The following is a 12,657-nucleotide window of genomic DNA, read 5'->3' on the forward strand; positions in this document are numbered from 1 at the left end:
GTGAGTGACAGCACTGGTTTTACCCTAGTACAGCGTTCGTTTCCGAACAACCAGAGTTAGTCAAGATCGATAATGGACAAAAGTTAGCCAAAGTATCTAGTATCTTTATTTGGATCAGCTCGTTACCATATAGATCTTGTTATTCTCAACGCACTTATGACCTACAGATTTCTGCAAGTGAATTTATTTAGTCAGCTACGCCACTATTGGGCAAATAAAACCATCAATTATAGCCTGCTCATTCTCGTCACCCTTCTTGGCGTGGTCGTACCTGCCTGGTACTTGCAGCTCAATGAACAGATCATCCCATTGATACTGGGTGTGATTGCCGCAGCGTTAGCCGAAAGTGACGACAGTTTCACCGGACGTCTCAAATCACAGAGTTTGACGCTGGTTTGTTTTGCCGTCGCCGCGTTTTCTATAGAGTTGTTGTTTAATACACCGTGGTTATTTGCCATTGGTCTATTTACCTCAACCTTTGGCTTTATTATTTTGGGGGCTATCGGCCCACGTTACGCCAGTATCGCGTTTGGCTCTTTACTGATTGCTATTTACGCCATGCTAGGTGCTCATCAAAGTACGAATATTTGGTTCCAGCCACTTATGCTGCTCTCAGGTGCGGCTTGGTACTATCTGATGTCTATGATTTGGCACGCCCTATGGCCACTTCAGCCCGTTCAACAAAGCTTGGCCAATGTGTTTATTCAGCTCGCCAATTACCTTGATTCGAAAAGTCAGCTCTTTCATCCGGTATCAAATCTAACGCCACAACCTTATCGATTGGAAGAAGCGCGTTTGAATGCCGCCACGGTCAATGCGCTCAACTCTTGCAAAGCGACTTTTTTAAGCCGTTCAAAGCGCGGTCACGTGGATGCAACCAGTGATAGATTTCTCAACATTTACTTCCTAGCCCAAGACATCCATGAACGGATCAGTTCAACACACTACCGTTATCAAGAATTGGCTGTCCATTTTGAACGTTCTGACGTTTTATTCCGGTTTAAACATTTGTTAGAGACCCAAGCTAAATCATGTCGAGAAATTGCCAACGCAATACGTTTAGGCAAGGAATATCAACATGATAACCAGTCCGTCATGGCACTTGATGAGTTGCAAAACTCCCTTAGCTATTTGCAGTCTCATCAAAACCCACAATGGCGTTCTTTACTCTCACAGCTTGGCTACCTATTTAATAACCTTGCCACGGTAGAGAAACAGCTTAGTAATGTGAACAACCCTGATGCGAACAGACTTGAAGAAGATGCTCTTGATGACACAGAAGCACATACACTCAAAGCAATGTGGCAGCGGATCAGTGCCAATTTTACTCAGGACTCAATGCTATTTCGCCATGCGGTGCGAATGTCGCTTTCATTGACTATTGGTTATGGCATCATTCAATTATTCGATATTGAACGGGGTTATTGGATTTTGTTGACTACCCTATTCGTTTGTCAGCCAAACTACAGCGCAACACGACAAAAGCTTGTCGCAAGGGTTTTAGGTACGTTTGCAGGTCTATTCATCGGTGTACCGCTGCTGACCTTCTTCCCTTCACAAGAAAGTCAGTTGGTCTTCGTAGTGATATCCGGCGTGGCATTCTTCGCATTTCGTCTGGCTAACTACGGCTACGCAACCGGCTTTATCACTGTGCTTGTCTTATTCTGCTTTAATCAACTTGGAGAAGGATACGCGGTAGTATTGCCACGACTTGCCGATACGTTAATCGGATGTGCTCTCGCCGTTGCTGCTGTGGCATTAATCTTACCCGACTGGCAATCGAAACGTCTGCACAAAGTGATGGCAGAGGCGATAGCGGCTAATAAAAATTATCTGGCGCAAATTATCGGCCAATATAGGATTGGTAAAAAAGACAGTCTCAACTATCGCATTTCTCGCCGTCACGCACACAATCAAGATGCGACGTTAACCACCGCTATCAGCACTATGTTAGCAGAGCCCGGTCGCTATCTTGCTGCGGTGGATGAGAGCTATCGCTTCTTGACTCTAAACCACGCCCTACTCAGCTATATCTCTGCATTAGGTGCGCACCGAACCCAAATTGCCGATGATCAAACGCATAAACTGATCCTTGATGCTCATAGAGTCATTCACCAGCATTTGGAGGTGCTGTTCACCCAGCTTAATCAGCATTGTGATAACTGTGATACCAGCGATATCGATGACCCTGCCTTAGAACAACGCTTATCCGAATGGCGCGAAGAAGACGATGGTTCAGTACGCATGGTTCTGCAACAACTCCATCTCATTTACCGAATGTTGCCGGAGCTTCATTCACTCGCGAGTAAATTTGCAGTCCGTGTGGCACAACCTGCCCATTCTGCATAAAACCTCATCTTAATGAAGAGCCCTTGCTCTTCACTGTCACCTCAGCAATTACGTACATTGCGAGGTGAGATCAATAGCAAACTGGATTCATGTGACGAAACCTTAGTCACTGACGAAGAACTGTCACTGATTTCGAGCCTTTTTTCTTAGCACAACTTGCTGTAATTTCAATCATCCCTTAAGCTTTAATTAAGCGGAGGTGTTTATGCCAGTATCTTCTGTACAAGCCGGTTATCAAATCATTGATATGTCGTCGAAGATGGCCGAAGACGCTACGCTTGAAATCCAACAAAACCAGCAATTACAATCCATCTCAAACAAAGACGGCTACGAGTTCAACAAAGTCGAATTCAAAGCGCCAGCTTCTGATTTTGAACCTCTCACCAAACTCACTAGTGCCGAACAATACAGCAGAATAGGCACCAACGTATTGCAGCGTGACCAAGAGATGATTGGTACTCTGCTTGATATTCACGTCTGACGAAATGAAGTAAATTGTAGCAATACATTAAGCAACCATTGAGTTCCCGAGTCTATCGGGTAGAATGCAGACAAATTTCCCGTTTTAATTTGCAATGCCCAAACTGAATTTATCTCGACTAAAAGACCACCACTTCCTCCAGCCAGAGCAACATAACCTCACATTAGAACAAAAACTCAGCCCCCATTTTGAGCGTCCAAAAACAAGACTGACACCCAGTCCGTATATTTCGGATAAAACGCTCGAAAAAAGATGGAGCAAACTCGCTAACCTTACTGAACAATCAGTGTTACTTGACGATCAGACCCAAACTAATGCTGAGCTATACAATAAAAACATTGAGCACTTTATTGGCACCGTTAAAGTACCGGTGGGTATTGCTGGGCCACTTCGTGTTAACGGCCTTTATGCGAATGACGATTTCCTGATCCCACTTGCGACCACGGAAGCGGCTTTAGTTGCGTCCTACAATAGAGGCGCTCAATTGATCACAGCAGCTGGCGGTGCAAGTGCAATGTTACTCAATGAAGGGGTCACTCGCACGCCTGTATTTTGTTTTGATTCACTTGCCAATGCCGGCCAGTTTGTCGCATGGGTTGTGACACAATACGATCAATTCAAACGCGTCGCGGAGTCCACAACCTCGCACGGTAAGCTTCACGATATCAATGTCAATATCGAAGCAAGCCAAGTCTATCTGGTTTTTGAGTTTCATACTGGCGATGCTTCTGGCCAAAACATGGTCACGATTGCAACGAACGAAGTGTATCACTACATTTTGACTCACTCCCCAGTCCCGCCAACGGAAGCATTTCTGGATGGTAATCTCTCTGGAGACAAGAAGCCTAACGCCAATACGCTACGCCATGTTCGTGGTAAAAAGGTGACCGCTGAGGTTCATTTAGATAAAGCGTTGGTAGAAAAGTACCTTCATACTACCCCAGAAAAAATGGTCCGCTTCGGACAAGTCACCACCACAGGTGCAGCACTAAGTGGTGGTATTGGCGTCAATGCTCACTATGCAAATGCCCTCGCCGCACTCTATATTGCTTGCGGGCAGGACGCCGCGTGCGTCGCTGAATCGGCGATTGGCATTACGCGCATGTTGCTCAATAAGGATGGAGTACTTCACGCTAGCGTTACGCTACCTAATCTGATGGTAGGTACTGTTGGCGGTGGTACTGGCTTACCAACACAGAAAGCGTGCCTCGATATAATGGGGCTATATGGTGCTGGGAAAGCAAAGTCCTTGGCGGAGGTCGCGGCCTGTCTTTGCTTAGCGGGAGAACTCTCGATCGTTGGCGCTTTTTGTGCCGATCATTTTTCTCGTGCGCACCAAAAACTGGCGCGATAAACAGCTGGGCAGCGTTTTATCCGCTGCCCAATACTATTTCACTTTCGCGTAGTAGTTCTCTTTGAAGTGAATGAATGCTTTGTTTAGCGCGATTTCTTTAATCGGTTTAACTATCACGTAGTTTGCCCCAACCGCTAGAAAGGCTTGCTTGGTTTCCTGCATGCCATCGGCCGTACATGCGTAAATAGGCACAGTAAGCTTTAAGTCCTTACGAATGATCTCCGTCGCTTCGATACCGCCAAGATTGGGGAGCTGATTGTCCATTAGGACCATAGCCACACTGGGATCTGAGCGCAAAAATTCAATTGCATGAACACCATCTTTAACCCATGAAACCGTCATTCCATATTTTTCACAAAATGCTTTCGCGATAAAAGCGTTGGTGTTGTTGTCTTCCACCAGCAAAACATGCAGTGACTCAGGGAACAAGGTTGAGGGTTCTTCAGCAAGGGCGCTTTTCTCTACATTGATCAACTCATTGCTACCGACTTTTAGCGGTATTTTAACGATAAGCTTCGTCCCAACATCGACTTCACTCTCTAGCTGAATATCTCCGTCCATAATGGTGACAAGACTTTGCACAATCGCCAAACCTAGGCCGCTGCCACCATACTCACGCGTCGTGTTTGATTCTGCTTGTACAAAAGGTTCGAATATATGCGCTATGCGCAGTTGATCAATCCCGATCCCAGTATCCGATACCTCTAATTTGAGTAAACACCCAGAGTCAGTCTGTTCACAGTCTAATTCGACTCGGACACTGCCATAATGAGTAAACTTGACTGCGTTGCTAACCAGATTAAAAATAATCTGATTGAGACGTACCTGATCACTGTGTGCCCATCGGTCTTGAGGGATCTTATTTACAACGTCGAAGGCGACCTCTTTTTTATCCAGTAACGGCTTGAAGATTCTTTCTACCGTTGTTGTCAGCTCAGCCAAGCGGAAAGGCGCGCTTTCGATATGGAACTGCCCCTGCTCTATCTTTGAAAAATCGAGTATGTCGTTCAATACCGCCAATAGGTGCTCACCACTGTTGCATAGAACTTCAATGTGCTCTATGTCTCTTTGGTCAACCATTTTATCTTTGAGTAACTGGGATACACCAAGAATACCGTTGAGCGGTGTCCGTAACTCATGGCTCATTTTAGCGAGGAAGTCCGCCCTCATGCGCGCTGACTCTTCTGCTTCTTCACGTGCAGCTTGACTCTGCTTTTCTGCTTCAATGAAGCTGGTGATATCCTGACCTTGCGCCATGATCTGCGAGACGCTGTTGTCTCTCATAATAGGAGATAAGTTCCAACGAAAGGTTTTGTTGGCAATAGCGGTGTTGATGCCTGTCAGGGTTGCACCTTGAGCACACATCATAATGTGCGGCTTCAAGCTGGAAATCAGTTGATCTTGCGCGCCATGGGTACGAAAACACCTTTCAGCCGACGGGTTAAAGCGCTCTAACTCACCTTCAACGTTCCATAACGTCACAGGTGACAAAGAGAAGTTAAACAAATCAGCAAACTGCTTTTCTTGATCATTAAGTCGTTTAAATGAACGTTGAAATGACTGGCCTATTTGATGAAACTCTTGAATAGACGACCCTTCAAATTCGATAAGCTTTTGTTCCTGAATCGAAGCATCTGTATAGGTCATCAAAGAACGTAACTCTTTTGAGACTCTTTTACCGAGCCAGATTCGAGTGTAGATGGCGATACAGATGATCAATCCAGCCGTGATCGCCAACCAAACATAATAACTCCGAACAAAATGGACAATGTGTTCGTTATCCTGAACCGTATAAATTGAGAGAAAAGTCGGCACGTTATTAATGGTGAGATCCGTTCTAGAAACAGTAAAACCGCTCGAATCAAGCTCGTCAGGCGATTGCGCTAACCATTGAGTTTGTTTATCGTCGCCATCCTTGTCACTCGCCGAAATCACCTCAGAACCTACCGCTAACAGCACCTGATCCGCATTACTGCCTTGAGCAAGTGCATAAACAATCGAGAAATTGTTGTTAAGAACAATACCAACGAAAAGATTCCCGACCACTTCCCCAGACTCTAAATCGACAATAGAGGAACGCCTTAACATAAGGTATCTCATTCCCATCACTGAAGGGGTCTGCGAAATATGCCAATCAAAACCCGTAGTCACATCTTGTGTAATATGCAGCAACTGCTGCGTTGAAATTCCATAGAACTCAAAATTCGCGTCATCCCAAATAAGTTGGTCATGACTCATAATGTAGCGAAAGTCAGGTGTAATGTCTGGAGAAAGCTGATCCATACTATTGAAGAATAGATCGAGGGATTGAGCATCTTTACTTACCAAACCTTCTAGCAAGACCGGATTTCGGCTATAGCTATCTTGTTGTATCTCAATCGACTTGACTCGAAAGTTAAAAATTTCCTGAACCAAGCTCTGCGTTTGCTGCTTAGTACGAGCAACCTCTTGCGATACAACATCTCGGTTAACCTGGTAGTTTTGCAAAACCATAACCACAATTAGCCCACCAATAACAAGAAAGATCGAGTTGGTTAATAACGTGGCTAATCGGCTCTTACCAGCCTGTCCGAATAATCTTGCCATTATTGATCAGAATACCTAAATGCTCGCTGCTTGAGCTTCTCGATCTTGCTTGGGCTATCATTGCTCGTCACAAGCTCAAAATCACCGGAATATGTATGTGGCACACTTCTTCCCTCGAGATCCCACTTAATCGCTTCTGCCATCGCGACTCCGGTATCATCATTCATGCGCATCGCCGTCACTTGAAGTTGACCGTTGGCAATGGCTTCCAATTCAGCGGTTCCCCCACCCCAACCATTCAGCATGATATCATTGCGGTTTAAGTCTTTAAGCGCATCAGCGGCTCCCAAAGCGACATCTGTCGAACATGCATAGATGAAATCTAGATTTTTATCTTTCTCTAATGCTGATTTCGCAGCAAGGTACCCAGACTCTCGTGTCGCTTTGGTATAAAAAGAAGAGGATAATTGGTAACTGTCATGATGGCTCATCTCTTCGATGAAAGTATCTCCGCGCGCATCACTCACGTAACCTTCCGAGAAATAGAGCACGGAATAACGACTCTCTTTCGGGATGACTGACTTGTAGTATTCTTGTATCACGCGAGTCCCTTTTATATGGTCAAATCCCACATACATGAAGGGCTGCTGTTTATCCCAAGCTCTTACCGGAGTGGTAATATTTTGTAGAATCAATTTGGTATCTGTTGAACTCAGCACATGCTCAATAAACTTTTTATGGCGTGTGGTATCGAGAGTAAAAATCAGGTAGTCGGATTTATTTTGGATTGCTTCAAGCAGCGACAAGCTCTGTTGTCTAACATCGATATTTGGACGAGTAAATACTTGATTAATACTGTATCTGATGCCCAGGTTTTCTAATCGCATTTCAAACGCTTTGATGTTTCGAATCCAGTAATCTGAAATCTGCTGCCCGGGATAAACCACAGAAATTGAAATTGGCTTTACTTGCTTGACTGCGAGAGGAACGGGATAACGGCGAACTTCTTCGCTCAATGCGTCCGTCAATTGTCGTTGCAGAGGATGCGAATCGAGATATTCATCGTATTGCCAATAGCCGTTTAGAACCTGCGTAGTGTGAGCCATTGAAGTTGCTGAATACAAAGCGAATAAAGAAAGAAGTTTATACTTACACATGCCATTTTCTCTTTTGACTAGCTAGCTGAGCATAATAATTTGAATCGTTATATTTCAATTATAATTCATTATTATCAATGAAACCGAGCTCAATTATTAGCCTTCAAGCCATTAATTTTACTCGGTTTTTCATTATGCCGTATAGTGTCTAGAACGTAAAAGACAAATTGCCCGACAGACCAAATTGGTTGTCTCCTGCATAGCTACCAGCAAAGTCGAGACTGACAAGATCTCCTGGACTGATACCAATCCCCGCAGTGAAGGAGTTATCCAAAGTATCTTGAATATCCACCTGGTAACCCGCACGGAGCTGCGCCCAGCCAAATGCATTTCCTTCAACACCAAAACGTAAAAATTGGGTGTCGTCGTTAAGATCGGTGAAACGTTTCTGTTTGGTTAGATCCCAGTCTACCGTCGCAACAAAATAGTCCATGCTATAAGACCCAGAAACCGTCACCTGTGTGTTGAGCTTATAAGTACTGACACCGCTAACATCTAACGTATTGATCTCTTTAGAAAACAGGTCTTTCACCGCCACACCAAATCGGTATTGGTCATAAAACCAAACCCCACCAAGATCTAAGTTGAAATAGTTCTCGTTGGTTTCACTTTTGTCATAGTCACTGATATCGAAACTCTCAACAGAAAGGCTTTGCTTGTAGGTACGCAGTTGTTGGTACTTTGGCGTGATACCCAAAGCAACATCCTGACCTTGGATGGCCATACGTTTCGCCAGAGCAACACCAAACTCAGTATAACCAAAGGCAATCATATCGACGTTGGAGTTATTGTAACGCGCTTCTACTGCTGCTGGAGTATCACCACTATTGGCCGCGATTTCGGGTGTCGCGACGATCTCCGCATAGCCGCGCGTAAAGATGTTAGCTGAAAGCGTGCTGATAGGGAGTGCGACGGCGATACCCACCCCCACGCTTACCGCAAGCGGTTTATCATCCGCTAGCTGTGTAAGATAGCTATTTAACTTTGCTGATGTTGTCGCATCTGGACTCCCCGATGCTTCAAACGCTTTAATCGTATCTTGAAGGCTATCTATCGTATCTAATGATTCCTCAGTGTCTCTCACTGTCGCCCCTATTGCGGGCACCAGTAAACCAAAGTCATCACTATCGCGGTAAACGGCGGCTAAAGCCGGGTTATAGAACGGAGCCAACACATAATCAGCACTGGTCACCCCTGTATTCCCCATACCATTGCCTCTGCCATCAGGAGAGACCGTTGCCGCTTGAGCGGTACAAGCCCAAATGATTGAGCCCACTGCCAAAGATATTTTACCTAATTGATTCATATCCATATCAACCTTTTTCATTAGTCATAAACAAGATTAATACATCTGGGGAATTTTGTAGGAATAACGAATAATTTATGCGTTATCAATACATCGTTCTATCACATATTCACCTGAAACAATTTGTTCTTTTTTCGCTTTAGATAACTGCTTGATTCGGCATTCTATTTTTGAGGCTTCGCTTCTCGAAGTGCCTATGTATTGGTGCCATTCGAGCTTGAGAGGACCTTTACCTTTAAGTGCTTTTGCTCCGGTTCCATTGCAATGTTGCCGAAACCTACGCTCAAGGTCGGTTGTGATACCACAATAAAGGGCATTGTTAGACATTCGGATTAAGTAAACATACCAATCCGAATGTAATTTTAAAGAGGGGGTGAGCAATGAGCTCATTAGGCCGAAAGCTGTTCAACCAGAGCCTTCAACTCTGCGACTTCTGATCTCAGTTCTTGAACTTCCAACTCTAGCTGGCTGATTCGATCATTATTCACGACTGGTGACTGAGCGGTTGCGGCTAATGACTCAACGTCAACTTCGCCACTGAATAGGTGCATATAGCGAGATTCACGCTTACCTGCCTCACGCGGAAGCTTAACCACTAACGCGCCATCTTCGCGCGCAGCCATACTATCCAAAACGGCCTCTACCTCTTTAACATCAGCAAAGTCTGCAAGACGGTTGGTACGGGTTCTGATCTCACCTGGCGTTTGTGCACCGCGTAGAAGCATACAGCATACAATCCCTTTTTCCTGTTTGGTCAGTTTAAGGTCACCAAATTCTGTATTGCAAAAACGGTGTTGAAACTTACTCGCACGGCTATTGAAGCCACTTTCATCACTGACTAAACGGCGTGCGATAAGGCCATCCACAGCTTGTTGAACTTCAACATCAGTCAGTGACATAACAGGCTCGCGATTGCTTTTTTGGTTACAAGCAGTCGTCAGGCTGTTCAATGTCAATGGGTAGTAGTCCGGTGTTGTGACCTCTTTTTCGATCAGGCATCCGATCACACGAGTTTCTACTGGGGATAGCTCTATATTCATACCTTTTCCTTACAATGTTGTTGCAAACGCTCTTCTAGTGCTCAGCGAGGATAGGAACTTTTCTTATTTTTCCGTTCTCATCGATCATCACTATTTTACTTCGGTTGAGCTCGATCTCTGTCACCTCTTGCCGAGTGCGTTCATGCTTATATGCTTTGACTAATCGACTAGCCCGCCCTGGCGATGGCTCTATTGTCTCACTAGGCATAATAATTTCGGACGTGCGCATTTATTACATCGTACCTTGCCACAGAATATGGAAATCATATATCGAACCACAAGCAGGCTCAATCGTCTGCCGATAGATTGGCGATAAAACCGTCAGCACACTGTAATGATTGATCTTAGGACTGTTAACCCACTAGATGTTATGATTTAATCATTGACAGTTTTTCAAAATATTAGGAAAGGGACCTATGAGTGGTGTATTTGAAATCGTAGCTCAAGCACGTCGAAAAAATAAGCTAAAACGCGAGCTTATTGATAACGAAAAGAAAGTTCGTGACAACCGTAAGCGTGTAGATCTTCTAGAAAACCTACTTGACTACATCAAGGCAGATATGAGCAACGAAGAAATCGTTGGTATCATTAAGAACATGAAAGCGGACTACGAAGATCGCGTTGATGACCATATCATCAAAAGCGCTGAAATCTCGAAAGAGCGTCGTGACATTAGCCGCCGTATCCGCGAACTGACTGAAGAAGACAAAATCATTCAAGGTAAGAAAAAGTAGCCAACGGCTAGTCGCCAAATTAGCCAAGCCTGCACACCCTGTGCAGGCTTTTTCTTTGTAAGGTATTTCCCATTATCAACCAACAACTTTGGTTATCACTTTTGACGAAAATGCGTAAAACGTTTGCGTAATCGCTAACCTTCTCCGTTCCCTTTTTTGGGGCTTCCATCACACATTTAGCCCTGTTATATTTCATCTCAGTTAATCATTTAGACCATTCGAGGCATGGAGCTTCCTCACTTATCTCAAGAAGAGAAGAATTGGTACCGACAACGTTCGGCAAAAATTAAGAGGGTCAAATTATGGATATGGTTGAAATTTTAGGTTACGCAGCGTCTATCATGGTTGCTATTTCACTAACAATGAAAGACATCGTGCGCCTTCGTGTCCTTAATTTCATCGGCTGTGCGCTGTTCACTGCATACGGTTTGATGATTGATGCATGGCCAGTAGTAGTAACAAACGGCTTCATTGCCTGCGTTAACGTTTACTTCCTAGCTAAGATGCAAAGCGAAAAAAAAAGCGACGCTGTTAAAAGCGCAGCCTAGCCGACTGTAGAAAGATTTGAAAAAGCCCTTGATGTTTTATCATCAAGGGCTTTTTTTTAATTTGCGCGGTGATCTTAATGACGGTGGCGTAGCGAAACCCGTTGAGCCCCCAATAAATATAGAGTTCATCGGGCAAGGATTTTATGCCAGTGCCAATTTGCCTTGAGGTAAAGTTTATTGGTAGCGCTAGGGGTAATGCATAGCCATCGTAGTCTGGATAGGTATATTCTCGATATTTATCCATGTTGTAGCGTAGCGGTGAACCCAAACCGCCAAACGGTAGCATCATACTGGTCCAGTCCTCTTGGTAATTGACACCGTAGGCTTCGTTAACCGACGCAGGGTAATTATAAGAGATCGCGGCACCAATTCGCCAAGGCCTAAACCTTGGGTCATCAGGGTAGTTTGGCTTAGTACGTCCGGCTAAGCCAGCGATTAGAGCGAGTATGGCAATCGTTGTGATTGCGAGATAGCGTTTATTCACCGTCGTACTCCTCGTGGTTGATGGCTACTCTGGTGTGCTTGGAACAACATCGGCTAGATTCTGTACTTTATAGCCCGGGTTATACCAGACTTGATTGACTTTATCCCACGGGATTGGGTCATCAAGTGATGGCCTTGGGTACATCTTGGGTGGTTGTGGTCTCTTTTTGGGTTTCGTGTCAAACAGAAGGTGTCCAAATTGCTCGATCTGTTCTGCTGTCAGTGGCTCTGGTTCTTTTTTTGGTGCCGGTGGAGGGACTGGCACCGCTTTTGTTGCCGAATATTCACCGACATAGGTGAGTATCCCGCATCCATCAAGCCATAACTTTGTTCGTCCATCAGGGAGAAAGCCAAACATAAATTCCGTTTGATAGCATGTTGCTCCTTCCTTGGAGGATATAACACTAGGGTATGGCGTGACCATCGCTGCTTTAATTTGCGCGGTGATCTTAACGACGGTGGCGTAGCGAAAACCATGGCTCCCCCAATAGAGATAGAGTTCATCGGGCAAGGATTTTATGCCAGTGCCAAGTTGTCTTGAAGTGAAGTTGACCGGAACACCCAAAGGTATTGCATAGCCATCGTAGTCTGGATAGGTATATTCTCGATATTTTTCCATCTTGTATCGAGATTGCAGCAATCCGCCATACGGCAGCATCATACTGGTCCAGTCCTCTTG

Annotated in this window: 13 protein-coding genes; 5 read left to right on the plus strand and 8 right to left on the minus strand. The window is 44.8% G+C overall.

Features of this window, described 5'->3' with window-relative positions; genetic code table 11:
• Positions 1–177 precede the first annotated feature (177 nt).
• The 3 genes from yccS to ACQEXR_RS08235 all read left to right on the plus strand — a co-directional run bounded on the left by yccS (position 178) and on the right by ACQEXR_RS08235 (position 4,184).
• Positions 178–2,349, plus strand: coding sequence for a YccS family putative transporter (yccS, locus tag ACQEXR_RS08225; protein WP_331416567.1), 2,172 nt, complete (start codon positions 178–180; stop codon positions 2,347–2,349).
• A 205-nt stretch (positions 2,350–2,554) separates the two neighbouring features.
• Positions 2,555–2,830, plus strand: a complete 276-nt coding sequence (locus ACQEXR_RS08230) for a hypothetical protein (protein WP_331416566.1) — start codon at positions 2,555–2,557, stop codon at positions 2,828–2,830.
• Between the two features lie 94 nt (positions 2,831–2,924).
• Complete coding sequence (locus tag ACQEXR_RS08235) at positions 2,925–4,184, plus strand: hydroxymethylglutaryl-CoA reductase (protein WP_427020098.1); 1,260 nt, start codon at positions 2,925–2,927, stop codon at positions 4,182–4,184.
• Positions 4,185–4,217: 33 nt separating this feature from the next.
• Here the strand turns inward: ACQEXR_RS08235 and luxQ are convergent, their stop codons facing one another.
• The 6 genes from luxQ to ACQEXR_RS08265 form a co-directional block, all read right to left on the minus strand.
• Positions 4,218–6,770: a quorum-sensing autoinducer 2 sensor kinase/phosphatase LuxQ gene (gene luxQ, locus ACQEXR_RS08240; protein WP_331416564.1), complete on the minus strand. Its 2,553-nt coding sequence runs from the start codon at positions 6,768–6,770 to the stop codon at positions 4,218–4,220.
• Positions 6,770–7,867, minus strand: coding sequence for an autoinducer 2-binding periplasmic protein LuxP (locus ACQEXR_RS08245; protein ID WP_427020099.1), 1,098 nt, complete (start codon positions 7,865–7,867; stop codon positions 6,770–6,772). Before ACQEXR_RS08245 ends, luxQ begins: the two co-directional genes overlap by 1 nt.
• Positions 7,868–8,015: 148 nt before the next feature.
• Entirely contained in the window at positions 8,016–9,173 is a 1,158-nt protein-coding gene (locus ACQEXR_RS08250; RefSeq protein ID WP_331426806.1) for a conjugal transfer protein TraF, read from the minus strand.
• 75 nt (positions 9,174–9,248) lie between these two features.
• Positions 9,249–9,563 carry a GIY-YIG nuclease family protein gene (locus ACQEXR_RS08255; protein ID WP_331426725.1) on the minus strand — a complete coding sequence of 105 codons (315 nt, stop codon included), beginning with the start codon at positions 9,561–9,563 and terminating at the stop codon, positions 9,249–9,251.
• Positions 9,563–10,213, minus strand: a complete 651-nt coding sequence (locus ACQEXR_RS08260) for a YceH family protein (RefSeq protein ID WP_427020100.1) — start codon at positions 10,211–10,213, stop codon at positions 9,563–9,565. Before ACQEXR_RS08260 ends, ACQEXR_RS08255 begins: the two co-directional genes overlap by 1 nt.
• 34 nt (positions 10,214–10,247) lie before the next feature.
• Entirely contained in the window at positions 10,248–10,442 is a 195-nt protein-coding gene (locus ACQEXR_RS08265; protein WP_138970981.1) for a hypothetical protein, read from the minus strand.
• A gap of 187 nt (positions 10,443–10,629) precedes the next feature.
• Between ACQEXR_RS08265 and ACQEXR_RS08270 the strand changes: the two genes are divergently transcribed.
• Positions 10,630–10,947 carry a DUF496 family protein gene (locus ACQEXR_RS08270; protein ID WP_138970980.1) on the plus strand — a complete coding sequence of 106 codons (318 nt, stop codon included), beginning with the start codon at positions 10,630–10,632 and terminating at the stop codon, positions 10,945–10,947.
• A gap of 302 nt (positions 10,948–11,249) precedes the next feature.
• Entirely contained in the window at positions 11,250–11,495 is a 246-nt protein-coding gene (locus ACQEXR_RS08275; protein WP_138970979.1) for a YgjV family protein, read from the plus strand.
• Here the strand turns inward: ACQEXR_RS08275 and ACQEXR_RS08280 are convergent.
• Both ACQEXR_RS08280 and ACQEXR_RS08285 read right to left on the minus strand, forming a co-directional pair.
• Positions 11,479–11,979, minus strand: coding sequence for a hypothetical protein (locus ACQEXR_RS08280; protein WP_427020101.1), 501 nt, complete (start codon positions 11,977–11,979; stop codon positions 11,479–11,481). The genes ACQEXR_RS08275 and ACQEXR_RS08280 overlap by 17 nt on opposite strands.
• A gap of 24 nt (positions 11,980–12,003) precedes the next feature.
• The coding region (locus ACQEXR_RS08285) for a DUF2931 family protein (protein WP_427020102.1) at positions 12,004–12,657 on the minus strand (654 nt) is incomplete at its 5' end.

It is taken from the genome of Vibrio sp. TRT 2004, from assembly GCF_050113735.1.
Lineage (GTDB): Bacteria > Pseudomonadota > Gammaproteobacteria > Enterobacterales > Vibrionaceae > Vibrio.

Bases quoted from the DNA above. Each gene is read 5' to 3' on its own strand.
- ACQEXR_RS08260 (WP_427020100.1), bottom strand. From the start codon at position 10,213: ATGAATATAGAGCTATCCCCAGTAGAAACTCGTGTGATCGGATGCCTG.
- ACQEXR_RS08275 (WP_138970979.1), top strand. From the start codon at position 11,250: ATGGATATGGTTGAAATTTTAGGTTACGCAGCGTCTATCATGGTTGCT.
- ACQEXR_RS08265 (WP_138970981.1), bottom strand. From the start codon at position 10,442: ATGCGCACGTCCGAAATTATTATGCCTAGTGAGACAATAGAGCCATCG.
- ACQEXR_RS08250 (WP_331426806.1), bottom strand. From the start codon at position 9,173: ATGAATCAATTAGGTAAAATATCTTTGGCAGTGGGCTCAATCATTTGG.
- ACQEXR_RS08245 (WP_427020099.1), bottom strand. From the start codon at position 7,867: ATGTGTAAGTATAAACTTCTTTCTTTATTCGCTTTGTATTCAGCAACT.
- ACQEXR_RS08235 (WP_427020098.1), top strand. From the start codon at position 2,925: ATGCCCAAACTGAATTTATCTCGACTAAAAGACCACCACTTCCTCCAG.
- ACQEXR_RS08255 (WP_331426725.1), bottom strand. From the start codon at position 9,563: ATGAGCTCATTGCTCACCCCCTCTTTAAAATTACATTCGGATTGGTAT.
- ACQEXR_RS08230 (WP_331416566.1), top strand. From the start codon at position 2,555: ATGCCAGTATCTTCTGTACAAGCCGGTTATCAAATCATTGATATGTCG.
- luxQ (WP_331416564.1), bottom strand. From the start codon at position 6,770: ATGGCAAGATTATTCGGACAGGCTGGTAAGAGCCGATTAGCCACGTTA.
- ACQEXR_RS08270 (WP_138970980.1), top strand. From the start codon at position 10,630: ATGAGTGGTGTATTTGAAATCGTAGCTCAAGCACGTCGAAAAAATAAG.